Here is a 24259-nt window from a genome sequence, read left to right as displayed (position 1 = left end):
GCCGTGCTCGTTACCACATGGGTCATCGTGGGCGTCGTCGCCGGGGTCAGCGGCGTATTCGTCGGGTATCTGTCGCTCCGGCAGGCCAGAGCGACGGTGGAGGACTGCCAGCGGATGCTCGCCCGGCAGACCAGCGAGGGCATGGGCGATCTCAGGGCCATCAGGGACGTGGCCGTCTGCCGGTACGACGCGCTCTCCGAGATGACCGGGCGGCTGTCGTTCTCGGTGGCGATGATCAACGGGCTGGGTGACGGCATCGTGCTGACCTCGATCAACGGGCGCAGCGAGACCCGTACGTACGTGCGGCCCGTGGTCGGCGGGAAAGGGCGGGAGCCGCTGTCGCCCGAAGAGGAGGAGGCGGTGCGGGCGGCCAGGCTGGGGCTCGGGCCGATGATCCTGTCCCGGGCGTCGGGCCCGCTGTAGGCGGGCAGTTCCCTGGGCGAAAGAGGCGCGCGGCGCGTCCACCTGCGGATACTCTGGATGCATGCCCAGACTCGCCTATCTCGGACCGGAAGGCACCTTCACCGAAGAGGCCCTGCGGCTCCTCGACCCCACGGCCGAGCGCCTGCCCTGCGCCAACGTGCCCGCCGCGCTCAACGCCGCCCGCAGCGGCGAGGCCGACGGCGCCGTCGTGCCGCTGGAGAACTCCATCGAGGGCGCGATCACCACGACGCTCGACGAGTTCGCGTGGGGCGAGCCGTTGCTGATCACGGCCGAGCTGCTGCTGCCGGTGCAGTTCTCGCTGCTGGCCCGGCCCGGCACCGAGATCCCCCACATCAAGCGGGTCTACACGCATCCCGCGGCCATCACCCAGTGCCGCGCCTTCATCGCGCGCGAGCTGCCCGACGCCGTCGTGGTGGCCGCGCCGTCGACCGCGGCGGCGGCCCAGGAGGTCTCGCTGCCCGGCTCGCCGTACGACGCCGCCATCGCCGCCCGCATCGCAGGCGAGCACTACGGGCTGGTGGAGCTGGCCACGGACATCGGCGACAGGTCCGACACCGTGACCAGGTTCGTGCGGGTGGCCCGGCCCGGTCAGCTGCCCGAGCCGACCGGCTCCGACCGCACCACGCTGGTGGTCTTCCTCGCCGACGACCACCCGGGCGCGCTGCTGGAGATGCTGACGGAGTTCTCCGTACGCGGGGTCAACCTGACGCGCATCGAGTCGCGGCCGACCGGTGACGGCATCGGGCGCTACTTCTTCCACTTCGACTTCGAGGGACACGTGGCCGACGCCCGGGTCGGGGAGGCCCTCGCCGGGCTCCACCGCATCTGCGGCGAGGTGCGTTTCCTCGGCAGCTACCCGCGCGCCGACGGCATCGCGCCGCAGATCAAGCGGGGCACGTCGGATCCCGAGTTCGCCGAGGCGGGCGGCTGGCTCGCCCGGGTCCGCGCGGGTCAGGTCTGAGGCCACGGCGGGCCGAGTCGGCGTGTAAGCGCGGGTCAGGTCTGAGGTGATGGTGGGTCTGGTCCGCGTGTACACGGGGTCAGGTCTGAGGGGACGACCGATCGAGTCCGCGTGTACGCGGTAATACTGGGGCGGGCTGCTGCCCAGCGCCGGTAGCCTTTGGCTTGTGATTGACCTGCGTACCCTTCGTGAGGATCCCGACCGGCTACGGGCGTCGCAGCGTGCCCGCGGTGAGGACGACTCCGTCGTCGACACGCTGCTCGAGCTGGACGAGCGCCGCCGATCCGCGCTGACCTCGTTCGAGTCTCTGCGCGCCGAGCAGAAGAGCATGGGCAAGTCGGTCTCCAAGGCGCAGGGCGAGGAGAAGGCCGCGCTGCTCCAGCGGGCCAAGGACCTCGCGAGCCAGGTCAAGGCCGCCGAGGCCGAGGCGGAGAAGCTGACGGGCGAGCTCGACGAGCTCGTCCAGGCGGTGCCCAACATCGTCGAGGAGGGCGCGCCTGAGGGCGGCGAGGACGACTACGTGGTCCTCGAGACCCATGGCGAGCCGCGCCAGTTCGACTTCGAGCCCAAGGACCATCTGGAGCTCGGCGAGGCGCTCGGCGCCATCGACATGGAGCGGGGCGCCAAGGTGTCCGGCTCGCGGTTCTTCTTCCTCAAGGGCGTCGGCGCCCGCCTGCAGCTCGGCCTGCTCAACATGGCCATGCAGCAGGCCATCGAGGCCGGGTTCACCCCGATGATCACGCCGGTGCTCGTCAAGCCGGAGACCATGCAGGGCACCGGCTTCCACGTGGCCCACGACAAGGAGATCTACCGCCTCCCCGAGGACGACCTCTACCTGGTCGGCACCTCGGAGGTCGCGCTGGCCGGTTACCACGCCCAGGAGATCCTCGACGGCGGCGACCTGCCGCTGCGCTACGCGGGCTGGTCGTCGTGCTTCCGCCGCGAGGCCGGCTCGTACGGCAAGGACACCAGGGGCATCATCCGCGTCCACCAGTTCGACAAGGTCGAGATGTTCTCGTACGTGCGCCCTGAGGACGCCCACGAGGAGCACCTTCGCCTGCTCGCCTGGGAGAAGGAGATGATGGCCAAGATCGAGGTTCCGTACCGGATCATCGACACGGCGGCGGGGGACCTCGGCATGTCGGCGGCCCGCAAGTTCGACTGCGAGGCGTGGATCCCGACCCAGGGCCGTTACCGCGAGCTGACCTCGACCTCCAATTGCACGGAGTTCCAGGCCCGCCGGCTCGCCGTCCGCTACCGCGACAAGGACGGCAAGCCGCAGCACCTGGCCACGCTCAACGGCACGCTGGCCACGACCCGGTGGATCGTGGCCATCCTGGAGAACCACCAGCAGGCCGACGGCTCCGTGGTGGTTCCCGAGGCGCTGCGGCCCTACGTGGGCCTCGACGTGCTGGAGCCGTCCAAGTAGGCGCGGCGGGCGTCGTTCCTGATGAGGACGGCGCCCCCGAGCACGACCAGGCCGGTCAGCAGCACGGCCAGGGAGACGGCGACCCAGTACGGGCCCGGGGTGCCCTCCGACCAGCCGTAGAAGGGCGTGTAGACGGTCAGGAACACGAGCGGGGCCGCCAGCACCCCTACGGCCGCGGGAGTGGGCCGGGCCCGGCCGGCGCCCGCCAGCACGAGGCACACCACCGGGCCAACCAGGGTCGCGAGCAAGCCGAACAGGGCCACAGCCGTGTCCATGCCCGTCTTGCCGACAGAGAGCGGCGCGGGGCCGCTGAGCACGGCGAAGAGACCGAGGCTGGCGGCCGCGGCGAATCCGATGTAAACGCGCTGGTAGCGCTGCAACCCGGCTGCGGCGCCGCCGAACAGCATGCACACCGCCAGGAAGATCGCCACGTTGCGCTCCGGCGACAGGTCGACCGCGGTGGATTCCGGCGAGCCGGGCAAGCCGACGCGCCGCCACTCGCCGGACACGTCGCGGACCAGGATCCCGTCCAGGCCGTTCGCGACGACCACGACGTGCCCGCCCGGACGGGCCTGCACGGCCAGCGCCATCGAGTGTCGGCCGGCCCAGGACGGGTAGCGCCGGGCGAGCCGCTCGCGGTCGTCCGCGGTGAGCGCCCATGAGGGGCCCCAGGTCTTGCCGCCGTCGTCGGACTGCTCGACGGCCACCCGGTCGGGTACCACCTGGTAGCACCGCGTCGGCTGCCGGGGCACGCAGGCGGCACTCTGGAGCGGCCTGCTCTCCCACGCACCGCCGTCCTCCTCCCAGGTGACCCCGCCGTCGTCGGAGATCTGGGTGAGGCCGTCCCGCATGTGGACGACGATCGAGTCCCCGTCCACATTGACAGAGCTGGCGCGGGGCATCGGTGCGGCCGATGTGGCCGTCACCGCCAGTACGGCCAGCGGCATCGTGACGATCACGCGCCAGCGCGCGGAGTACGACTCCAGGCTGCGGCGGCGTACCCACCAGGCCAGGGCGAGCGCGGGCAGGGCGAGGAGGTCCGTGGGATCGGCCAGGACGCGCGATGGGCCCGCCACAAGGGTCCAGGCATGGGAAGCCAGCTCAGCGCCCGTCTCCGTGGTTTTCACGAGCGTGAAGAGCACCCCGGTCAGCACGGTGGCCGCCAGATCGGCCCGCCGCCAGAAGAGCAGGGCCACCAGCGCGGGGGCGACGACCAGCCCCGCCACGTCGCTGAGCTTGCCCGTGAGCGGCCCGGGCCAGGCCTGCTTGAGCAGGTGATCGTTGATGAAGAGCACGAACACCCCGGCAACGGTCACGGGGTGACATAACCAGGCGTACCTCATGTAGGGGTGGATGGCCGCGAAGCCCAGAAGGTTCGCGGCCGTGACCAACCCGGAACAAGCAAAAGACCGAGGCCCGCTGGAAGCGAACCCCGGCCTGTCTCGCTGCTACAAGGTCAGATGGCGCGGACCTGGGAGGCCTGCGGCCCCTTCTGGCCCTGCGTGATCTCGAACTCGACCCGCTGACCGTCTTCAAGGCTGCGGTAGCCACTGCCTTGAATCTCGGAGAAGTGCACGAACACGTCCGGCGCACCGCCGTCCGGGGCGATGAAGCCGAAGCCCTTCTCGGCGTTGAACCACTTGACGGTTCCCTGAGCCATAAAAGCTCTCCCTCAGGATGTGAATCTATGGGACCCACACCTCGTGGGTCCCGGTGTGTCGTACAGCAAGCACCCGGGGTGGCTCAGACAAAGTCATGCTGGTTTTCACTACGGGATCAGCTAATACAACGCCATCACATCTAACACCATTCTGGCGCGTTGGTGTTCCCGTACCAACGAAGATTTCTGTCAGGCGGCATCACCCGGCAAACTGGAACCTGTTATGCAGAGCCTTCCCGCGCCCCGTCTTGTGGCCACCGACCTCGATGGCACCGCGTTGCGTACTGACGGAACCGTGTCTCCCCGCACCGTGGCAGCCTTCGGCAAAGTCGAGGAATCCGGTGCTGTGCTCGTGTTCGTGACGGGGCGTCCGCCCCGGTGGATGGGCGGGGTCGCGGGTGCCGTACGTCACCGTGGGCTCGCAATCTGTGCGAACGGGGCACTGATCTACGATCTCCATACCGAACAGATAGTGGAATCTCACCTGATCACGGTCGACGTACTCGAGGAAGTCGTGGCTCAGCTAAGAGCGAACGTGTCCGATCTCGTATTTTCGGTCGAGTATGAAGCGGGTTTTGCGCATGAGTCAGAATTCCTCCTGGGCGGCCTGGACAGGGGGGCCCTAACGGCACGGGTCGACTCGATAACGGCGCGTCCGTGCGCCAAGCTGCTGGCCCTGCACCCCGGAATGGACGCGGACGAGCTGCAGGCCGCCGTGGAGGGGTTGGTGGGGCATCTGGTGACCGCGACCCACTCCAGCCGCAGGGGCCTGATCGAGATGAGCGCCCAGGGTGTGACGAAGGCCACGGCGCTGGCGGCGCTCGCCGGGCAGCACGAGATCAAGCCCTCGGAGGTGATCGCGTTCGGTGACATGCCGAACGACCTGCCCATGCTGGGCTGGGCAGGCACGTCGTACGCGGTCGCGAACGCACATCCGGACGTGCTCGCGGCCGTCGACCACGTGACCGCGGCCAACGACGACGACGGCGTCGCCCAGGTGATCGAGCGGCTCTACGGATAGCCGGCGGCTGCCCGGAGCAGGCGCCCGCGCCCGTTACAGGTAGGGGCCGGAGCCGCCGGGCGGGCGGTGCTGGTCGTCCCCCTGCGGCACGCCGGGCAGCGCCCTGCGCATCTGCTCCAGCTGGGCACGCGCGGCCATCTGCTGCGCGAACAGCGTGGTCTGGATGCCGTGGAACAACCCTTCGAGCCAGCCGACCAACTGGGCGTGCGCGATGCGCAGCTCCGCCTCGCTCGGCGGCGCGCCGTTCTCCTCCGTGAACGGAAGGGACAGCCGCTCCAACTCGTCGACCAGCTCAGGAGCCAGGCCGTCCTCGAGCTCCTTGATCGAGGACGCGTGGATGTCCTTCAGCCGCTTGCGGCTGGCCTCGTCGAGGGGCGCGGCCCGGACCTCGTCGAGGAGCTGCCGGATCATGCTGCCGATGCGCATCACCTTGGCGGGCTGCTCGACCAGGTTGGTGACCGATCGATCCTCTTCGCCGCTATCGCCCTGACCTTGGAAGTCAGGGCCCACCACCACGATGTGAGGGGTGTTGTTGTCCTCAGCATTCATAACACTCACCGTACTAGCAGGATCTTGCCGACGTGCTCCCCCGAATCCAACAATCGGTGGGCTTCGGCGGCCTCGGACATCGGTAGTTTCGCGTGCACCACAGGACGCACGGCCCCGGCGCTGACCAGGGGCCAGACGTTGTCCACAACACTACGGACGATTGCCCCCTTCTCGTCCACCGGACGTGAGCGGAGCGCGGTCGCGTGCACGGAGGCGCGCTTGGCGAGCAGGGCCCCCAGGTCGATCTCGCCCTTGAGGCCGCCCTGCAGCCCGATGATCACCAGCCGGCCGCCGGTGCGGAGCGCCCGGACGTTTCCGGCAAGGTATTTGGCGCCCATGATGTCGAGGATGACGTCCGCGCGTACTTTGTCGGCGAAGTCTTCCTCGCGGTAGTTGATGACCTCGTCCGCGCCCAGTTCCCTGACCCGCTCGCCCTTGGCGGCCGAGCCGACCGTCGCGACGACCTGCGAGCCGAGCGCCTTGGCGAGCTGCACGGCGAACGTGCCGATCCCGCTGGCCCCGCCGTGCACCAGCAGCGTCTCGCCCCTGCGCAGCCGCCCGACCATGAAGACGTTGGACCACACCGTGCACGCCACCTCCGGCAGCCCGGCGGCCTCCACCAGCGGCACGCCGTCCGGCACCGGCATGACCTGCTCCCACGGAACGGCTACGCGCTCAGCGTAACCGCCGCCCGCGAGCAGCGCGCACACCTGGTCACCAGGCTTGAACTGCTCGACGTCCGCGCCGACCTCGGCCACCACACCGGAGACCTCCAGCCCCGGGTACGGCGACGCGCCGGGCGGAGGCGCGTAGAACCCCTGGCGCTGCAGGACATCGGCCCGATTGACCGCCGAAGCGGTCACGTCGATGAGGACCTCTCCCCGCTCGACCCGGGGATCCGGCACCTCACGCCACTGAAGTACCTCTGGTCCGCCCGGCTCGGCGATCTCAATGGCTCGCATGCGAACTACGGTAGCCGGGCAAAGAAGTTGTGGGTTGCCGAGCTGTGTGGTTGCCCATGGCGTTAATCTGCAAGGTATTTGCTGCCCCTTTAGACCCACCCGAGGGGGAACACGGTGGCAAGACACGATCGAGAGGAATCGCTCGAGGAGCAGCTGGCGTGGCTCGACGCGATCAAGGAGACGGAGGAGGCCCCCGTCTCTGTGAGCGCCTCGACCGCGGCTGCCGACGAGTCGGTCGCCTCGCCGTACCCCCAGGACCCGTGGCGGATGGTCCCCACGCAGCCCGACACGCCGACGCCGCCGCTGTTCCGCGCGGCCGTCGACTCCGTGTACGGCGCCGCGGCGGCCGAGGACCTGCCCGACGGTGAGATGGAGGCCGCGGAGTGGCTCGGCACGGCCAGCGCGGCCACGAAGGAGCCCCCGGCCGCCCCACCGAGCGCCCCGCGCGAAGAGGATCCGTTCCACGCTCCGTTGAAGCCGCTGCCGCGGCCCGACGACACCGACACGTACGCGCTGTCGTTCACCCCGCCCGAGCCGCCGGGGCCGCCGGAGCCGTCGGATCAGGAGACGCAGGACACGTCCTGGTCGTCCGTGCCCGAGTGGGCCCGGGCGCCGGAGCCGCCCCGCGAGGAGCCGGAGAAGGAGACCGCCCGAGCGGAGGCCGAGCCTGCCGCGAAGAAGGACGACGAGTCCGCCTCCGGGGAAACCTCTCCGAAGACCGAGCGCCCGCAGTGGTCTGAGCCGTTCGACACCCTCCCGACGATCCAGCCTCCCAAGTGGTCGGAGCCGGCCGCCACGCAGGAAGCCGAGCCCCAGGAGCGGCCGGCGGACGAGCGCTCCGAGCCCGCGTGGCCGAAGGACGAGCCCGCGGAGCCGTCGTGGCCCAAGGGCGAGCACACGGAGCCGCCGTGGGTGAAGAACGCGGAGCCGTCGTGGTCGACGGACGCCGAGCTGTCATGGCCGAAAGACGCGGAGCCGTCGTGGCCGAAGGCCGAGCCCGCGGAGCCTGAGGAGCGGCGTGAGGAGCGGCCTTCGTGGTCGGAGCCGACTCCGCAGGAACGGTCCTCGTGGTCGGAGCCGACCTCGCCGGAACGGTCCTCGTGGTCCGAGCCGACCTCGCCGGAACGGTCCTCGTGGTCCGAGCCGACCTCGCCGGAACGGTCCGAGCCGGCTCAGCAGGAGGAGCCCCCGCAGTGGACCGAGCAGCACGAGTGGCGCCCCGCGGAGCGCGAGATCCCGCCGCCCGCGGAGCGGCGGCGCCGCCCTGCCCCGATCCCCGTGTTCACCGCATCGCCCAGGCCGCCGATCACCGGCCGTCCGACCGCCGACAGCCTCGACCCGGAGTCCCTGCTACGCGGACGGCGTAACGCCCCCTCCAAGGGCTGGCGCCGCCTGATCTACAAGGCGTCGGGAGGCTGGATCAAGCCGGGCGAACCCCCGGAGGTCCGTCGTCGCCGCCAGCTGGTGAGCAGGGCCCGCACCCCGGTCACCGCCGGCCACCACCGCGTGGCCGTGCTGAGCCTGAAGGGCGGCGTGGGCAAGACCACGACCACGGTCGGCCTCGGCGCCACCCTGGCCCAGGTCCGCGGCGACCGGGTCATCGCCGTGGACGCCAACCCCGACCGCGGCACCCTGTCCGACAAGCTCGTCCTGGAGACCTCGGCCACCGTGCGCGACCTGCTCAACGAGCGTGACCAGGTCAAGCGCTACGTGGACATCAGGGCGTTCACGTCGCAGGCGCCCTCACGGCTGGAGGTGCTCGCCTCCGACCGCGACCCGTCGGTGTCCGAGGCGTTCAGCGGCGCCGACTACCAGGCCGTCTCCCAGGTGCTGGAGAACTTCTACTCGATCTGCATCACCGACTGCGGCACCGGCCTGCTCCATTCCGCGATGGGCGGCGTGCTCGGGCTGGCCGACCAGATCGTGCTGGTCAGCTCCCCGTCCGTGGACGGCGCCAGGGCGGCCTCCGCGACGCTCGACTGGCTGGAGGCCCACCACTACGGCGACCTGGTGAAGAACGCGACCGTGGTGCTGTGCAGCGTGCGGCCGCGCTCGAAGTCGGCGGTGGACATCAAGAAGCTGGAGGCCCACTTCGCCGCCAGGTGTCGCGCGGTGGTCCGGGTGCCGTACGACCCGCATCTGGAGGAGGGCGCGGAGATCGACCTCGACCGGCTGCAGGAGCCGACCAGGGACGCCTACCTGCAGCTCGCCGCCTGCGTGGGCGACGGATTCGCGGGCATCCGCGAGTGAGCGGAGGGTGTGGGATTCGAACCCACGAGGCCATCGCTGACCTGGCCGCTTTCAAGGCGGCTGCACTCGTCCACTATGCGAACCCTCCTGTGCGGAAACCACGATAGCGGCTGCGGTGACAGGGGTGTACGTTCAGGAGGTGGCGGATCTCAACGTCGAGGTGGAGCGCGGTCGATCGGCAGCGCTCGTCCGCCTCGACGGAGATCTGGACAAGCTCACCGCGCCGCAGCTCAAGGAGTGTCTGGGCAAGCTGCTCGCCGAAGGGCTCGTGCGGGTCGACATCGACGCGAAGGCGCTGGAGTTCTGCGACTCCAGCGGCCTGTGGGTGCTCGTGGAGCACCAGCGCCGGGTCACCGCCCAAGCCGGCACGTTACGCCTGGTCGGAGTGCACGGCGTGCTTCAGCGCGTGCTCGACGTGACGGGCCTGAAAGCCGCCTTCGACGCCGTGCTGGCCGCGGAACGCTGAGAACAGGTCGGCTGAGGACAGGTCAGTCGGCCAGCTGCGAGAGCAGCCACTTCGGGCCCACGGTCTCGGCGCCCAGCTCGTGCACGCGTTCCTTCAGCCCCCGGTCCGCGGTGACGACGAGCACCCGTTCCCACGGCTTGGCCAGGCGCACCACGTCGACGATCGCGTCGTCGCCGCTCCCGGTGGCCGCGACCACCTGAACCCCCGGCAGCTCCGGCGCGCTCCTGGCGGCGCCCTCCACGACCGCCACGACGCGCGGATACCACTGCGCCAGCACCGGATGCGTGAGCCTGAGCCGCGACACGGCCTCCAGCAGCCGGGTCGCCGCGCCGAGCCGGTCGCGCCACCAGCCGTGCTCGGCCCGCGCGCCCACGATGTTGGCCACGTCGAGCACGAGGGTCTCCGGCCTGATCTCCCCCTGGATCTCGTCCCAGGTGGCGGCGAAGCCGGGATGCAGCTTCCGGTCGGTCACCTTCGGCAGCGGGAGCCAGCGCATCTCGCTGCTCTCCGCGTTGGCGGGCGCGGCGGCCAGCAGCTCGGACGACGCGGCGATCACCGTCTCGAACGCCCACCCGCCGTGATCGTCGCGGTAGACGCCCTGCACCCGCAGCCCGTCGCCGGCGAGCGCCGCCTCCTCGCGGGCCTCCCGCAGCGCGGAGGCGACGGCGTCCTCATGGCTGTCGCGGGCCCCGCCCGGCAGCCCCCAGGTGCCGCCGTGGTGGCTCCACCAGGAGCGTTTCTGCATGAGCACGTACGGCGTGCCGAGCTCGTCATGGTGGACGACGAGCAGCCCCGAGGCGCCGTGCAGCCCCCAGTGCCTGTGGCCTTGGGAGCATTCGATCCAGCCGTCGCCGTCCTTAGCCGCCATGGGGGGATTCTCTCAGCCTCCGCCCTTGCTGAAATGCTGCAGGTCCTTGGCTCCTGACCAGTAACCGCCCCACTCCCAACCAACCTGGTCAAAGGCCTTAACTACCTTGTCACCGGGATTTATTACACCCTTTCCCTTCATGGGGCGTTTTGTGAACTTTTTGGATGCTTGGTGCGCTGTGCTACCACTTGAGGTGACATATGGGTTCTGGATGGGATTGACGTCTATCGCTTGCCCGTAGGCGTGCTTGGACCAATGAGTGGACCCGGTCGCTTGGCGGCAATTGAAGGCCGAGGTGTTGTTGGCCTCGATCGAGTCGAAGTCGTCGCCCTTGTACGCGTCCACCAGCTTCATCCGCTCGATCGGCCAGCGCCAGCCGTACAGCTTCTTGAAGACCGTCACGATGTCGTCGGTGACCGCCTTGTTCACCACCAGCTGCCCGGTGTGCGGCTTGTCGTCGAAGCCCCAGTACGTCATCGTGACCAGCCGCAGGTCGCGGTAGTGGACCGGGCAGCCGGGCCGCCACGAGTACGGGAGCTGCTCGCGGGAGAGCCGCGAGATCTTGGCGCTGAAGGCTGGCGGGGCGGTAGAGCCGGGCGCGCCCGTGGTGGGCGACGGCGAGGGCGTGGGCGAGTCGAGGCTCTCGAATGCGGGAGCGGTCTCCTGAGGGACGGAACCGGTGGCGGCAGGCTTGCTCGTCCCGCACGAAACGGACGCGAGCACCACGAACGCCATGGCGGCAGCACGTTTCATCTCGCCACCATATGCGACGTCCCACCAGCTCAGGGCACTATCAGCACAGTACGGCGAGCCCGTTTCGCCAGCCCGACCGCCACCGAGCCGTGCCAGGAGGAACGCGAGCGCCCCACCACGATGGCGTCGGCCATATATGAGCTGGCCAGCGTCTCCAGCTCGCGCGCCGCGTCACCGCGCATGCTGACGAACTGCCACGGAACGCCCGCGCCTCTCAACTCGTCCCGCAGATCCTCGGTCAGGTCGGCCGCCGCGTCGGGAATGATCGGCGACCCGGCGAAGAACCACAGCGCGGCGCTGTTGAGGGATTCCACGAAGGCGATGAGCAGCGCCGCGTTGTCCCGCCGGGCGAGCCCGGCCGCGTACGCGAGCGCGTTGCGGCTCGGGCCCGATCCGTCGAAGCCCACCACGAGCAGGCCGGCACCGTCCTTGCCGATCTCGAACTGCCCGGCCGGGAGCCTGCCGGTCAGTGGCTCCCGTCCGGGGTCTGTGTCACCGCCGAACACGGCACGTCTCGCGTTATGAGTCGGCGTGCTTGCCGCGGAGGGCCAGCTCGCGCAGGGCGTCGGCCGCGTAGATCACCAGGGCCACGAACGAGACCGCGGCGATCGACCCCCCGAGCCACAGATCGTTGACCGTCGCGTCGACGTAGGCCGCGCCCCTGCCCTGGTAGCCGACCGCGAACGGCGCGGCGACCAGCCACAGGCCACCGAGGAACAGCAGGACGAGGGCGGAGACGCCCAGCTTGGCCTTCATCGGTTGTCCTCCACTCCGACCAGGGAAGCCTTGCCGTTACGGCGGTGCTCACCCGAGTTGTTCATGTCCTCGCGCAGCGCCTCGACGAGGGGGGCCAGCAGGCTCGCCAGCTCGGCGGACGACGCCTGGGGCGCGACCGGCACGGGCTCCGGCTCCGGCTCGGGCTGCCGCTGCCGGACGGCCACGAGGCCCCGCACCACGAGCTCCTCGTGGATGGCCAGCACGAAGCAGATCGCGCCGATGAGCCCCACGACGGCCACGCCGAGGCCGGTGAAGAACTCCGACTGGGTGGTGTTCGTCCAGTCGGCGTCCTCCGGCTGGGAGCCCAGGGCGAAGGGGGCGATCATCAGCCACAACCCGGCCAGGACGGCCAGGGCGGCCGCGACGGCGCCCACGAACTTGCGAATCACTGTGAGATTCCTCCTGATACGAGGTCTTTCTGCGGGGGTGCGGCCTGCGCGATGAGGGCTCGCGAGGTCGGCCGCAGCACGTTCTTGGCGACGGACCGGGCCCGCTCGCGTTCCGGGCGGTCGTCCGGTGGCGCCATCTTGGCGACCGCGGTGAGCAGGGCGGACGGTTGGCCGTTGGCCCGCTCGACGCGCTGGGCGATCAGCTCGAGCAGCAGCCCGGCCAGGACCAGGTCGTCTTTGTTCAGCGGCGTCGGCGCCGGGGCGGCCGGCGTCGAGGAGCCGCGCAGCGGCAGCTCCTTGAGGAAGATCGTCGCCACGAACCCGAGCAGTGCGATGGGCACGCCCACCATGAACACCGTCTCCAGACCCCTGGTGAACGCCTCCAGCACGATGTTCTTGATCGGCGTGGGCAACTGCTGGATGGCGCTCGGGCTGCCGAGCTTGACGTTCGAGCCGCCGGGCGGCGCGATGTGCGCGGCCCTGAGCATGTCGGCTATCTCGTCCTTGAGGCGGTTCGTCAGGATCGCGCCGAAGGCTGCCACGCCGACGGCGCCGCCCAGCGAGCGGAAGAACGACACACCGGACGTGGTGGAGGCCATGTCACGCAGTTCGGAGCCGTTCTGGGCGGCCAGGATGAGCATCTGCATGGACAGGCCGAGCCCGGTGCCCAGCACCGCCACGTCGAAGCCGATGAGCCATTCGCTGGAGTCCACGTGCAGCCGGGACAGCAGGAACAGCCCGACCGCCACGACCAGCAGGCCCACGACCGGGAAGATCTTCCACCGGCCGGTCTGGGTGACGATCTTCCCGGAGATCACGCCGGCCAGGAACAGCGCCACCACCATGGGCAGCGTCATCAGGCCGGACTCGGTCGGGCTGAGGCCCTTGACGATCTGCAGGTACTGCGGCAGGTAGATCATCGCGCCGAACATCGCCATGCCGACGAACAGCGAGGCGAGGCCGGTGAGCACGAACGTGCGGTTGCGGAACAGTCGCGGCGGCAGGATCGGGTTGCGCGCGGTCCGCTCCGACAGCACCGCCAGGGCCAGCATCAGCAGGCTGAGCGCCGCCAGGAGGTACGTCCAGACCGAGTTCCACTCGAACTCGACGCCGCCCAGCGTCAGCAGCAGCATGAGCGCGCTCGCGCTGGCCGTGATCGTCGTCGCGCCCCAGATGTCGATCGAGGTGCTCCGCTTGATCTTCGGCAGCTTCAGCACCTTCTGGATCACGATGAAGGACACCAGGGCGAACGGCACCACGACGTAGAAGCACCAGCGCCAGCCGAGCCAGTCGGTGTCCACCAGGAACCCGCCGAGCAGCGGCCCCGCGACTGTGGAGATCCCGAAGACCGCCCCCATGTAGCCGGAGTAGCGGCCACGCTCGCGGGGGGACACGATGTCGCCCAGGATCACCTGCGCGAGTGCCGACAGACCACCCACACCAAGGCCCTGTACGGCCCGCGCCGCGATGAGCTGCCCCATGTTCTGCGACAGACCGGCCACCAGCGAGGCTGCGACGAACAGCCCGAGCGCGGTCTGGAAGAGCAACTTCCGCCCGAACACGTCGGACAGCTTGCCCCACAACGGCGTGGACACCGTCATGGTCAGCATGGTCGCGGAGGCGACCCATGAGTACTGGTCCTGACCGCCCAGCTCACCCACGATCGTCGGCAGCGCCGTGCCCACCACCGAGGTCGAGATCATCGAGGTGAGCATGGCGAGCATCAGCCCGGACATGACCTCGAGGATTTCGCGGTGGGTGTACTGCCGCCTCGCGGGGGCTGCGGCCTGAGCATGCGCCACCAAGGCTTCATCATCCCCTTACTACAGTTTTGCGAACTTGAGTATACGCCCGTTTACTAGCCGCGCGGCAAGTGGGGGGTGCGTTCAGTAGAGTTCGGGGTGTGGATGCTCAGGTGTCTGAGGCGAGGCCCCGCGACCGCGAGGCCACTCGCGAGCGGATCCTCCGTGCGGCCCGCACGCTCTTCGGCGAGCAGGGGTACGAACGCGTGACCGTTCGCATGATCGCCGCTGCCGCGGACGCCAACATCGCCCTGGTCGGCCGCTACTTCGGCTCCAAGGCCGGCCTCTTCGGCGCGGTCCTGGACGGGGAGCCGACCATAAGGGACCTGTTCGGCGGCGACCGCGGGAGCCTGCCGCGCCGCCTGGCGGAATACGCGGCCGAGCGCATGGAGCATCCGCCGGAGAGCCCGATCCTGCGCACCCTCGAACGCTCCGCCGGTGATCCGGATATCCAGGCCGTCGCCCGCGAGCGCCTGATCACGGCGCTGCTCGACCCGCTCGAGGAGCAACTGGGCGGCCCGGACGCCCACGCCAGGGCCCGCATGGCCACGGCGGTCTTCCTCGGCATCGGCGCCATGCGCCGCCGCCTCGGCCCCGAGGCGCCCAGCCCGGCCGACGTCGACCGCCTGACCGCGGTCTTCGAGGCCTGTCTGCGCTGAAAGTTTCACCCCCCGTCAAGGGCCTGGCCTGGGAAGACGTGGATGGCAGCGATCGGATGTCTTTGAGCGGACACTGACGGTTACCTACGATCCGGGGAGCTGGTGGGAGCGCTCCCACATGACGGACGGAGTGAATTTCATGTCTCGCAGAAGGCCCGTCCTGGCGGTGCTCCTCTCGGCGGCCGCCATGGCCGCGGCGGGGGCGATCGTCCTGTCCTCGTCCACCGCCGAGGCCGCCGACTCCGCTTTCTACGTGGATCCGCAGACGAACGCGGCGAAATGGGTCGCCGCGAACCCCAACGACAGCCGCACCCAGGTGATCAGGGACCGGATCGCCGCCGTGCCCCAGGGCCGGTGGTTCGCCACGTACAACCCCGCCACTGTGCGCAGCCAGGTCGACGCGTACGTCGGCGCCGCCGCCTCGGCGGGCAAGATCCCGATCATGGTCGTGTACGACATGCCGAACCGCGACTGCGGCGGCGCGAGCGCGGGCGGCGCGCCGGACCACGCGTCGTACCGGGCCTGGATCGACCAGATCGCGGCCGGTCTCGGCGGCCGGCCCGCCACGATCGTGCTGGAGCCGGACGCGCTGGCGATCATGACGAACTGCATGAACGCCTCGCAGCAGGCCGAGGTCAAGGCGTCCATGGCGTACGCCGGGAAGAAGTTCAAGGGGACGTCGTCGCAGGTCAAGGTCTATTTCGACATCGGACACGACGCCTGGCTGGCCGCCTCGGAGGCCGCGTCCAGGCTGACCGGCGCGGACGTGGCCAACAGCGCCGACGGCATCGCCGTCAACACCTCCAACTACCGCGCCACCTCGGGCCTGGTGTCGTACGCGAAGAGCATCATCGCGGCGACCGGCGTGTTCAGGCTGAAGGCGGTCGTCGACACCAGCCGCAACGGCAACGGGCCGCAGGGCAGCGAGTGGTGCGACCCCGCGGGCCGCGCCACCGGCATCTGGAGCACCACGAACACGGGTGACTCGGCCGTCGACGCCTACCTCTGGGTCAAGCCGCCCGGCGAGGCGGACGGGTGCATCGCGAGCGCGGGACAGTTCGTGCCGCAGCGGGCCTACGACCTGGCCGTCGCCGCCCCGCCGCCCACCGTCGGCCCGACCGTCACCCCGACCGTGACGCCCACGGTCACCCCCACCGTGACGCCGACCAGCGGTCCCGCGGGTTGCGCGGCGACGTACAAGGTGACGAGCCAGTGGCAGGGCAGCTTCCAGGGTGAGGTCACCGTGAAGAACACGGGCTCGGCCGCCATCGCCGGCTGGAAGGTCGGCTGGACGTTCCCGAACGGGCAGACGATCACGCAGCTCTGGAACGGCAACCTCTCGGGCAGCGGCACCGTCACCGTGACGAACCTCAACTGGAACGGCACCCTCGGAGCCGGAGCGAGCACCACGTTCGGCTTCGTCGCCAACTGGAACGGCCAGAACGGCGTCCCGTCACCGGTGACCTGTACGGCCTCATGAGACTCGATGGGCCCCTGAGCCCGCCAGGGGCCCATCGGTGAAATAACGGCGCCTTCCCGGCTGTTGTCCACAGCCAGGTCGAACCGCTCTGCGAAAGGCGCGTACTCATGACTCTGCCGCTGTCCATCCTTGATCTGGCGATCATCGGCGAGGGCGAGACGGCGGCGGACAGCTTCGCCGCCAGCGTGGCCCTGGCCCGGCGGGCCGAGGACCTGGGCTACCGGCGGATCTGGTACGCCGAGCACCACAACATGGCCAGCATCGCCTCCTCGGCGACCAGCGTCCTCATCGCCCACGTCGCCGCCCACACCCGGACGATCCGCCTCGGGGCGGGCGGCGTCATGCTCCCGAACCACGCTCCGCTGACCATCGCCGAGCAGTTCGGCACCCTCGAAACCCTGCATCCGGGACGCATCGACCTGGGCCTCGGCCGGGCGCCGGGCAGTGACCAGCAGACCATGCGTGCCCTGCGCCGCAGCCCGTCGGCCGCCGACACGTTCCCGCAGGACGTCCTGGAGTTGCAGGGTTACCTCTCGGGTGAGTCCCGGATCCCGGGCGTGGACGCCACGCCGGGCAAGGGCACGAACGTGCCGCTCTACCTCCTCGGCTCCTCGCTGTTCGGGGCTCAGCTCGCCGCCGCGCTGGGGCTCCCGTACGCGTTCGCCTCGCACTTCGCCCCGACCGCCCTGGAGGAGGCCGTGGCGCTCTACCGGCGTGACTTCCAGCCGTCGGCGCAGCTCGACCGGCCCCATGTCATCGCCGCGCTCAACGTGATCGCGGCGGACACGTCGGAGGAGGCACAGGAGGAGTTCCTGGCCTCGAAGCGGCTGAGGGTGAGCAGGTTCCTGGGGCGGGGGCGCACGTTCACGACCGAGGAGGCGGACATGATCCTCGAGTCGCCGGCCGGGCAGCAGATCGTGCAGATGGCCAAGTATTCGGCGGTCGGGGACGCGGCGGAGGTCAAGGAGTATGTCGACCGGTTCGCCAAGCTCGCCGACGCCGATGAGCTGATCGTCGCCTTCTCGGCCGCCGACAGGAAGGTCTGGCTGCGCTCGGCGGAACTGCTGGCCGAGGCACACGGGCTCTGAGCAACGGGGCTGGCGGAGGAAGCGGGCGGGCGGGGGGAGCCCGATCGTTCGGCCCTGAGATGGTCGGCGGTCAGCGCCGAGGGCCGGTCTTCTATCCTTCGCCGAGCAGGCGTCTGCGCAAGTAGGGGCCGGTGGCCTCGGACGTGGGCACGGGAGCCATCCCCGCGGCGATGAGCTGGGCGCGCAGCGCGACGACGGTGCGTTCGAGCGCGCGGATCTGGGCCTGGAGCTGGCCGATCTGGTCGCGCATCGCCGTGGTCGTGCTCTGCTCGCCGATCAGGTCGGTGCTGAGCTGGGAGGCTTGATTCTGCACCCTGCTCAGCTGTTTCTCCATCTGGCTGAGCGCGTCCTCGTAGATCGTCTTCGCTCTGAGGAAGGCCTCGGCGTCCACCTTGGAGCGTTCTAACTCGGCTTGACGCTCGGCCTGGAGGATGGCGGTCTGCTGGGTCTTCTTGTTGGCGTCGGTGGCGGAGCGGAAGGCCAGGTATGCCACGCCGAGCGGGACGATCCCGACGGCGACCTGGATGAGGATGTCAGTCAGCGTGGCCTCCTTCCACTGGGCGTATCACGCCGGTGTACGTGATCCCGTCGTCGCTGTGCCAGGCGTTGACGGTCAGCGCGATGGCGAACTCCGTGCCGTCGCGGCGCAGGCCGACCAGCGGAATGATCCGACCGGCCAGCTCGGAGTGGCCGTTGACGCGGACCTTGGTCAGCCCCATGTCGTGCCTGTCGCGGAAACGCGCCGGCATGAGCATCGTCAACGGCCGCCCGACCGCCTCGTCGGTGCTCCAGCCGAACATGGTGGCGGCCTGCGGATTCCAGGACTGGATGATCCCGGCGGCGTTGGCGACGATCACCGCCGAGCCGGAGCCCGGGAGCCGGTCGAGCGTGACGGCCTCCGGCCAGGTCGCGATCAGCGTGATCCAGCCGCCGAACGCCAGCCACACCGCACCCCCGACCCAGCCTCGCGGATTGTCTCCGGTGAACGTCGAGGCCAGGAACACCAGCCCGTACAGGAGGACCAGCGCGGTGGCGGCGGCGAAGGCCATCCGGTCGGAGCGCAGGAACATCTGCACCAGGCACAGCATGCCGGTGGCGAGCCAGAGCACCGCCCAGACGTCAAGCGGCGCGATGGAGGCCAGCACGGCATAGGAGGGGGTGGCACGCTGGCTCGCCGGCGCGAAGGCCAGCGAGGCGGCGATGGCCAGAGATAACAGGCCGACGAACGCCAGGGACGCGCCGCGCCGCCCGATCCGCCGGAGGACTCTGTTACTCACGGTGGCAAGACTAGTGCAGAGGGTTAAACATTCGCGGGATTGTCAGCCCAGAGCCGAAGCGCAGGCACAATGAGGCCATGCCAGGCTTCGAGAGGCTCACCGTCGAGGAAGCACGCACCCTCACCCGCGCCGAGCTCCTGCCGCGGATCGAGGAGGAGCAGAAGTACTGGTACGAGCGCATTCACCGCTGCCAGATGAAGCCGGGTGACGACGAGGCGTTCCGGACCTTCAACCGGATCCTGCACGTCACCGCCGACCTCGGCCGCATCCACGACGACACCGAGGCCCTCCTCCAGAGCAGGTCCCTCGACGAGGACTATTGGCGCAAACCCCTCGGCGAGCTGGGCCTGCTCTGAGGCTCACACCGGGGGCCGGCAGACGGTGCCCCGCGTGGGCAGGCGCAGGCTGGTCAGATAGCGGTTGACGTGGGCGATGATGCAGGAATCGCCGCTGTTGTACAGGCCGTGGCCGTGCCCCTCGTAGCGGATCGCGGCCGAGCCGGGCACCCGCCGTACGATGTCCGCGACCCCGTCGAAGTCCGTCCAGGAGCCGACACCCAGGAAGGGCGGTAACCCCTTGGCGGGCAGCGGCGCGGGCGGGTTGGTGACCGGGGCCGGCCAGCCGACGCAGGCGAGCGGATGCCACAGCTCGATCCCGGCGAGGTTCGGCAGCAGACGCTCACCCTCGCGGCGCTTCTTGCGGTACTCCTCGTAGTCGCGGAATCCCAGGCCGTCGAGGCAGTGGGTCATGTTCATCCCGGTGAACGAGGGGACCTTCAGGCTCTTCGTGCTCTGCCGGACGTAGTCGGCGAACCCGGAGGCGTCCCCGCCGGCGGCCCGCTTGATCGCCTCGGCGAGCTCCTTCCATCGAGGGAACTCGGGCGCCGGACCCGGCGCGATGATGCTGGGCGCGGCGGCTTCCTTGATGTCGAACCCGATGTAGGACACCCGCTCTCCCTCGACCGGCACAGGGGAGCGGTCGGCCCGGACCACCAGCGCCCGCCAGACCTCGCCGACGTCCCGACCGTGCAGCGCGCAGGTGGTGGTTGCCGCGCACCAGGCGGCGAAGCGGGTGAAGGACTCCTCATGGGGGAGCCGGCCCGGCGCGAAGTCCACATAGGGGTTGACCGTGCCGTCGAACACCATCGCGCGCACCCGGCCGGGGAACAGCCGGGAGTAGGCGATCCCGGGTATGCCGCCGTAGGAGTTGGCGATGAAGCTCAGCTGCTCCTCTCCCAGCGCGACGCGGATGGCCTCCATGTCCCGCGCCACGGAGGCCGAATCCATGTGGTCGAAGAACTCGGGATCGGCGGCGCGGCATCGCTCCGCCGCCGCCCGGTTGCGCCTGCCCAGCTCGGCGTACTCGGCGGGGGTGTCGGGCAGGGCGATCCACGGACCGGAGACGAGGCAGTCGTACGGCAGCACGCCCTTGTCGATGGTGTTGCGGGGCTCGACGCTGACCACGTCGAAACGGTTCCGCAGCTCGGCGAAGCTGCCCGCGGCAGCGCTCAGGTCCTTGACGCCCGAGCCGCCCGGCCCGCCGGGGATCGCGAACACCGTGCCGATCTGGCGTTCGGCGCCGGTCGCGGGCAGCATGCCGACGGTCAGCCGGATCTTCCGCCCGGACGGCCTGGCCCAGTCCACCGGCACCTCGATCGAGGCACACCGCATGTCCTTGGAGACGTCCTTACAGGCCGCCCAGGCCAGCGACGACGGGCCGGAGCCCGGCGAACCGGCCGCGGCTGTGGGAACCGCCGACACCAGGACGGCGGCGGCCGTTCCCACCGCCAGCACCTTGATCCGGCGCCCCTTCAACGCGATCGTCACCGCGCCCGCCGTCAGCGCGGCGACCACGTACGCGACCAGCAGCCCCGCCGCCGCGGCAGGCGGCAGGATCCCGCCGCCGACCCCCGCGATCTGGAGCGGCAGATTCTCGATCATGAACGAGCCGGCCTGGGCGCGCAGCGGCATGGGCAGCGTCTTCGCCACCACCGGCAGGACCACGATGATCACGATCAGCGCGACCAGGGCGCCGGGGGTGGAACGGACGGCGGCCCCGACCCCGAGCCCGATCAGCGCGACCGCGGCCATCGACAGCCCGGCGAGCACCACCGAGGCGAGCACGCCCGGCTCCGACAGCGACGTGCCCAGCGTCTGCCCGTCGCGGAGCAGCTGCCCGGCCCGGTCGCCGAGCACCGCCATGGCCGCCGCGTGCATGCCGAACGCCAGGACCTGCCCCGCCACCAGCGCGACCGCGGCCAGCCCCGGGACCTTGGCGAGCAGCAGCGCCTGGCGGCGCGGCACGGCCACCAGGCTCGTCTGGATCATCCCGGTGCTGTACTCCGAGGTGATCGCGAGCGCGCCCAGCGTCGCGAACACGAAGTAGGCGACCGCCATCCCGTTGCCGAGGCCGTCCCCATTGCCGGTGAAGCCCATCCGCTCGTGGAGCGACAGGTTGTCGAACCCGCGCCCGATCATGAACGCCACCCCGGCGCAGGCCAGGACGGCCGCCACCGAGCAGGCCAGCAGGTAGAGGTTCGAGCGGAGCGACCGGAGCTTCTGCCACTCCGAAGCGATCACGTCGATCATCGGCCGCCCGCCTTGTACTCGGCACTGTCCTCGGTGAGCCGCACGAACGCCTCCTCCAGGGACGCGCCACGCGGCGTCAGCTCGGCGAGCGCGATCCCCTCGGAGAGCGCGAGCACGCCGATCCGGGCCGCGTCCAGGTCCCGCACCGACAGGGCGCCGTCGTCCTCGAAGGTCACCGCCGCCCCGTGCGCGCGCAGGACGCCGGCGAGCCGCTCCGGGTGCGGCGTACGCACCAGCACGTCGCGCTGGAAGTGCCCGGCCAGGGCCTCCATGTCGGTGTCGGCGATCAGCCGTCCCCGCCCGATGACGACGACGTGGTCGGCGGTGAGCGCCATCTCGTTCATCAGGTGGCTGGACAGCAGCACGGTGCGGCCCTCGGCCGCCAGGGAGCGCAGCAGGTCGCGGAGCCAGCGGATGCCCTCCGGGTCCAGCCCGTTCAGCGGCTCGTCGAGCATCAGCACCCCCGGGTCCCCGAGGAGCGCCGTGCCGATGCCCAGGCGCTGCCGCATGCCGAGCGAGAAGCCGCTGATCCGCTTGCCGGCGACGGCGTTCAGGCCGACCTGGTCGAGGACGGCGCTCACCCGGCGGCGGCCGATGCCGTTGCTGCGGGCCAGGCAGGCGAGGTGCGCGTACGCGCTGCGGCCCCCGTGCACCGCCCCGGCGTCGAGCAGCGCCCCCATCGAGTGCATGGGCCGGCGCAGCGACGCGTACGGGTGGCCGTTCACCAGCGCCTTGCCGGCGGTGGGGACCTCCAGGCCGAGGACGGCGCGCATGGTGGTGGACTTGCCCGCGCCGTTCGGGCCGAGGAAGCCGGTCACCAGCCCCGGTTTCACGGTGAACGTCAGGTCGTCGACGGCGACCTTGTCCCCGTATCTCATAGTCAGTCCGCTCACTTCGATCATGGTCTCCCCCCGGTCGTCCGGCTGTGGGCCGCCAGCCTGCCGGTCCGGCGGGCGGATCTCGATGGGGGTGCGCCCACCACGGAGGTAGGTCTGGGCCTACCGCCTGCGCGCCGCGCGTCGGGCAGACTGCAGGCGTGACCGGGATCCGCCGAGCGTTCGCCGCCGGTGGCGGGCTGCTGCTGAACGCCGCCACGGGCGTGGCCGCGCTGGCGCTGATCGCCATGCTGCTGGTGAGCGTCGTGCTGGTCCCGGTGGCCGGGCTCGGCGTGCCGCTGCGGGTCCGCGTGCTCGCGCTCGTCCGTTCCCTGGCCGGGGTGCAGCGGGCCTGGGCGGTACGCGTGCTCGACCCGGGTCCGCGGCCCGCTCCGCACGAGGGCGGAACCTGGCAGGAGCTGGCCTGGCTGGGCGTGCACGCCGCCACGTGGCCGATCCCCCCACTCGTCTTCTGGGGGCTGCTCGCCGCCTTCGACTACATGTTCTTCCGGGTACGCGGGATCGAGACGAGCAGGCTGAACACGTTCTCCCTCAGCGTCTCCATCGCGGCCATCGCGGCAGTCATCCTGATGGCCCTGCCCCTGCTCGTCACCGGACAGGCGCGGCTGTCGGCGCTGCTGCTCCTCCCGGAGGCGACGGCGACGGCGCGGATCAGGCAGCTGACCGAGTCGCGGGCCGTGGTGGTCGACGCGCAGGCGGCCGAGCTGCGCCGGATCGAACGCGACCTGCACGACGGCGCGCAGGCCAAGCTGATCGCGATCCGGATGAACCTGGGGCTGGCCCGCGACCTCCGCGATCCGGCCCAGGTCCGGATGATGATCGACGAGGCCAGGGAGGTCGCCGGCCAGGCCCTGACCGACCTGCGCGACCTGGTGCGCGGCGTCCACCCTCCGGTGCTGGCCGACCGCGGCCTGGCCGGCGCGGTCGAGGCCGCCGCGCTGCTGTGCCCGGTGCCGGTCGAGGTCGAGATCGACCTGCCGGGCCGCCTGGACGCGCCGGTCGAGTCCGCGGTCTACTTCGCCACCGCCGAGGCGCTGACCAACGTAGCCAAGCACAGCGGCGCGTCCCGCGCGTGGCTGCGGGTGTCCCACACGGGCGGCCTGCTCCGGGTGGCGGTACGCGACGACGGGCGCGGCGGGGCCGACCGGGCCGCCGGCACCGGCCTGCGCGGCATCGACAGACGCCTGTCCGCCTTCGACGGCCGGCTCGTCCTGCGCAGCCCGTCCGGCGGCCCGACCGAACTCACCATGGAGCTCCCGTGCGCGTTGTCATAGCCGAAGACCTCGCCCTCCTCCGCGACGGCCTGATCCGCCTGCTCACGGCGAACGGCTTCGAGGTGGCCGCGGCGGTCGACAACGGCCCGATGCTGCTGGACGCGCTGACCGGCGGCCGCCCGGACGTGGCCGTGGTCGACGTACGGCTGCCGCCCGGCTACTCCGACGAGGGGCTGCGCACCGCGCTGGAGGCCCGCCGCCTGGTGCCGGGGCTGCCGGTGCTGATCCTCTCCCAGTACGTGGAGCAGCTGTACGCCCGCGAGCTGCTCTCCGACCGGTCCGGCGGCGTGGGCTACCTGCTCAAGGACCGGGTCGGCGACGTCGACCGGTTCGTGGACGCGGTACGCCAGGTCGCCGCGGGCGGCACCGTCATGGACCCCGAGGTGGTCTCGCAACTGCTGACCCGCCGCAGCCGGGACGAGCCGCTGGGCGGCCTCACACCGCGGGAACGGGAGGTGCTGGCCCTGATGGCGGAGGGCCTGTCCAACCTCGCGATCGCGGCCCGTTTCCAGGTCACGGACAAGGCGGTCGGCAAGCACACGAACAACATCTTCGCCAAGCTGGGCCTCCCGCCGGACGACGACCACAACCGCCGGGTGATGGCGGTCCTCACCTACCTGCAGCATGTGACGTAATGGGGGCCCTGCCACACCCCGGAACAGCTCG

General features: G+C 70.5%; 26 protein-coding genes and 1 tRNA gene. 12 read left to right on the top strand and 15 right to left on the bottom strand.

All coding sequences use genetic code 11. The features are described from left to right. The first annotated feature begins 3 nt into the window (after nucleotides 1-3). The 3 genes from AB0L65_RS52680 to serS all read left to right on the top strand — a co-directional run bounded on the left by AB0L65_RS52680 (nucleotide 4) and on the right by serS (nucleotide 2834). Nucleotides 4-423, top strand: a complete 420-nt coding sequence (locus tag AB0L65_RS52680; protein ID WP_364263173.1) for a DUF4446 family protein — start codon at nucleotides 4-6, stop codon at nucleotides 421-423. 61 nt (nucleotides 424-484) lie between these two features. Continuing rightward, nucleotides 485-1405: a prephenate dehydratase gene (gene pheA / locus AB0L65_RS52675; RefSeq protein WP_350732429.1), complete on the top strand. Its 921-nt coding sequence runs from the start codon at nucleotides 485-487 to the stop codon at nucleotides 1403-1405. Between the two features lie 166 nt (nucleotides 1406-1571). Next, nucleotides 1572-2834, top strand: a complete 1263-nt coding sequence (gene serS, locus AB0L65_RS52670; RefSeq protein ID WP_364263170.1) for a serine--tRNA ligase — start codon at nucleotides 1572-1574, stop codon at nucleotides 2832-2834. Here serS and AB0L65_RS52665 read toward each other — a convergent pair. Together AB0L65_RS52665 and AB0L65_RS52660 are read right to left on the bottom strand one after the other, a co-directional pair. Next, nucleotides 2798-4150, bottom strand: coding sequence for a hypothetical protein (locus AB0L65_RS52665; RefSeq protein WP_364263167.1), 1353 nt, complete (start codon nucleotides 4148-4150; stop codon nucleotides 2798-2800). The two genes, serS and AB0L65_RS52665, sit on opposite strands and share 37 nt — an antisense overlap. A gap of 140 nt (nucleotides 4151-4290) precedes the next feature. After that, nucleotides 4291-4494, bottom strand: a complete 204-nt coding sequence (locus tag AB0L65_RS52660) for a cold-shock protein (RefSeq protein WP_093173019.1) — start codon at nucleotides 4492-4494, stop codon at nucleotides 4291-4293. 223 nt (nucleotides 4495-4717) lie between these two features. On the opposite strand from AB0L65_RS52660, the gene AB0L65_RS52655 reads away from it, so the two are divergent. Beyond that, nucleotides 4718-5515 (top strand): HAD family hydrolase, encoded by a 798-nt coding sequence (locus tag AB0L65_RS52655; protein WP_364263164.1) that lies wholly within the window; start codon nucleotides 4718-4720, stop codon nucleotides 5513-5515. Between the two features lie 33 nt (nucleotides 5516-5548). Here AB0L65_RS52655 and AB0L65_RS52650 read toward each other — a convergent pair whose 3' ends face one another. Further along, nucleotides 5549-6064: a bacterial proteasome activator family protein gene (locus AB0L65_RS52650; RefSeq protein WP_192789222.1), complete on the bottom strand. Its 516-nt coding sequence runs from the start codon at nucleotides 6062-6064 to the stop codon at nucleotides 5549-5551. Nucleotides 6065-6069: 5 nt separating this feature from the next. Next, nucleotides 6070-7026: an NAD(P)H-quinone oxidoreductase gene (locus AB0L65_RS52645; protein ID WP_355203109.1), complete on the bottom strand. Its 957-nt coding sequence runs from the start codon at nucleotides 7024-7026 to the stop codon at nucleotides 6070-6072. A 114-nt stretch (nucleotides 7027-7140) separates the two neighbouring features. On the opposite strand from AB0L65_RS52645, the gene AB0L65_RS52640 reads away from it, so the two are divergent. After that, nucleotides 7141-9276, top strand: coding sequence for an AAA family ATPase (locus tag AB0L65_RS52640; RefSeq protein ID WP_364263161.1), 2136 nt, complete (start codon nucleotides 7141-7143; stop codon nucleotides 9274-9276). A gap of 1 nt (nucleotide 9277) precedes the next feature. On the opposite strand, the gene AB0L65_RS52635 is transcribed toward AB0L65_RS52640, so the two are convergent. Next, nucleotides 9278-9364: transfer RNA gene (locus AB0L65_RS52635), tRNA-Ser, on the bottom strand. Between the two features lie 51 nt (nucleotides 9365-9415). Between AB0L65_RS52635 and AB0L65_RS52630 the strand changes: the two genes are divergently transcribed. Further along, nucleotides 9416-9742, top strand: coding sequence for an STAS domain-containing protein (locus tag AB0L65_RS52630; protein WP_364263158.1), 327 nt, complete (start codon nucleotides 9416-9418; stop codon nucleotides 9740-9742). Between the two features lie 22 nt (nucleotides 9743-9764). Here AB0L65_RS52630 and AB0L65_RS52625 read toward each other — a convergent pair whose 3' ends face one another. Genes AB0L65_RS52625 through AB0L65_RS52600 form a run of 6 tightly spaced genes read right to left on the bottom strand, consistent with a single transcriptional unit; the run spans nucleotide 9765 to nucleotide 14265 of the window. Continuing rightward, entirely contained in the window at nucleotides 9765-10610 is an 846-nt protein-coding gene (locus AB0L65_RS52625; protein WP_364263155.1) for an NUDIX domain-containing protein, read from the bottom strand. Between the two features lie 12 nt (nucleotides 10611-10622). Beyond that, nucleotides 10623-11363 carry a M15 family metallopeptidase gene (locus AB0L65_RS52620; protein ID WP_364263152.1) on the bottom strand — a complete coding sequence of 247 codons (741 nt, stop codon included), beginning with the start codon at nucleotides 11361-11363 and terminating at the stop codon, nucleotides 10623-10625. A gap of 29 nt (nucleotides 11364-11392) precedes the next feature. Continuing rightward, nucleotides 11393-11869 (bottom strand): universal stress protein, encoded by a 477-nt coding sequence (locus AB0L65_RS52615; RefSeq protein WP_355203098.1) that lies wholly within the window; start codon nucleotides 11867-11869, stop codon nucleotides 11393-11395. A gap of 13 nt (nucleotides 11870-11882) precedes the next feature. Next, nucleotides 11883-12119, bottom strand: a complete 237-nt coding sequence (locus tag AB0L65_RS52610; RefSeq protein WP_364263149.1) for a hypothetical protein — start codon at nucleotides 12117-12119, stop codon at nucleotides 11883-11885. Beyond that, nucleotides 12116-12529, bottom strand: coding sequence for a hypothetical protein (locus AB0L65_RS52605; RefSeq protein ID WP_350732449.1), 414 nt, complete (start codon nucleotides 12527-12529; stop codon nucleotides 12116-12118). Before AB0L65_RS52605 ends, AB0L65_RS52610 begins: the two co-directional genes overlap by 4 nt. After that, nucleotides 12526-14265 (bottom strand): MDR family MFS transporter, encoded by a 1740-nt coding sequence (locus AB0L65_RS52600; RefSeq protein ID WP_364263146.1) that lies wholly within the window; start codon nucleotides 14263-14265, stop codon nucleotides 12526-12528. Before AB0L65_RS52600 ends, AB0L65_RS52605 begins: the two co-directional genes overlap by 4 nt. Nucleotides 14266-14444: 179 nt before the next feature. Between AB0L65_RS52600 and AB0L65_RS52595 the strand changes: the two genes are divergently transcribed. The 3 genes from AB0L65_RS52595 (at nucleotide 14445) to AB0L65_RS52585 (ending at nucleotide 17558) form a co-directional block, all read left to right on the top strand. Continuing rightward, entirely contained in the window at nucleotides 14445-14990 is a 546-nt protein-coding gene (locus AB0L65_RS52595; RefSeq protein WP_363977382.1) for a TetR family transcriptional regulator, read from the top strand. A gap of 139 nt (nucleotides 14991-15129) precedes the next feature. After that, nucleotides 15130-16470, top strand: a complete 1341-nt coding sequence (locus AB0L65_RS52590) for a glycoside hydrolase family 6 protein (RefSeq protein WP_364263143.1) — start codon at nucleotides 15130-15132, stop codon at nucleotides 16468-16470. A gap of 107 nt (nucleotides 16471-16577) precedes the next feature. Then, nucleotides 16578-17558, top strand: a complete 981-nt coding sequence (locus AB0L65_RS52585) for an LLM class flavin-dependent oxidoreductase (RefSeq protein WP_364263140.1) — start codon at nucleotides 16578-16580, stop codon at nucleotides 17556-17558. A 91-nt stretch (nucleotides 17559-17649) separates the two neighbouring features. Here AB0L65_RS52585 and AB0L65_RS52580 read toward each other — a convergent pair whose 3' ends face one another. After that, entirely contained in the window at nucleotides 17650-18051 is a 402-nt protein-coding gene (locus AB0L65_RS52580; protein WP_350732458.1) for a hypothetical protein, read from the bottom strand. 40 nt (nucleotides 18052-18091) lie between these two features. Next, the gene (locus AB0L65_RS52575; protein WP_364263137.1) at nucleotides 18092-18835 is read right to left on the bottom strand and encodes a PAS domain S-box protein; all 744 of its coding nucleotides are present in this window, start codon (nucleotides 18833-18835) and stop codon (nucleotides 18092-18094) included. A 77-nt stretch (nucleotides 18836-18912) separates the two neighbouring features. On the opposite strand from AB0L65_RS52575, the gene AB0L65_RS52570 reads away from it, so the two are divergent. After that, nucleotides 18913-19191, top strand: coding sequence for a hypothetical protein (locus AB0L65_RS52570; RefSeq protein WP_364263134.1), 279 nt, complete (start codon nucleotides 18913-18915; stop codon nucleotides 19189-19191). 3 nt (nucleotides 19192-19194) lie between these two features. Here the strand turns inward: AB0L65_RS52570 and AB0L65_RS52565 are convergent, their stop codons facing one another. Beyond that, complete coding sequence (locus AB0L65_RS52565) at nucleotides 19195-21423, bottom strand: alpha/beta fold hydrolase (RefSeq protein WP_364263131.1); 2229 nt, start codon at nucleotides 21421-21423, stop codon at nucleotides 19195-19197. Further along, nucleotides 21420-22325 carry an ATP-binding cassette domain-containing protein gene (locus AB0L65_RS52560; protein ID WP_364263128.1) on the bottom strand — a complete coding sequence of 302 codons (906 nt, stop codon included), beginning with the start codon at nucleotides 22323-22325 and terminating at the stop codon, nucleotides 21420-21422. Before AB0L65_RS52560 ends, AB0L65_RS52565 begins: the two co-directional genes overlap by 4 nt. A gap of 134 nt (nucleotides 22326-22459) precedes the next feature. Here AB0L65_RS52560 and AB0L65_RS52555 point away from each other — a divergent pair, with 134 nt between their 5' ends. Both AB0L65_RS52555 and AB0L65_RS52550 read left to right on the top strand, forming a co-directional pair. Then, the gene (locus tag AB0L65_RS52555; protein ID WP_364263125.1) at nucleotides 22460-23593 is read left to right on the top strand and encodes a histidine kinase; all 1134 of its coding nucleotides are present in this window, start codon (nucleotides 22460-22462) and stop codon (nucleotides 23591-23593) included. Beyond that, nucleotides 23578-24228, top strand: a complete 651-nt coding sequence (locus AB0L65_RS52550; RefSeq protein ID WP_364263122.1) for a response regulator transcription factor — start codon at nucleotides 23578-23580, stop codon at nucleotides 24226-24228. Before AB0L65_RS52555 ends, AB0L65_RS52550 begins: the two co-directional genes overlap by 16 nt. The last annotated feature ends 31 nt before the right edge of the window (nucleotides 24229-24259 follow it).

The sequence above is a fragment of the Nonomuraea sp. NPDC052116 genome, from assembly GCF_040680035.1.
In the GTDB taxonomy this organism is placed as follows: domain Bacteria; phylum Actinomycetota; class Actinomycetes; order Streptosporangiales; family Streptosporangiaceae; genus Nonomuraea; species Nonomuraea angiospora_A.
Note: the sequence above shows the minus strand (reverse complement) of the source record. Positions and strands in the feature narration are given on the sequence as shown.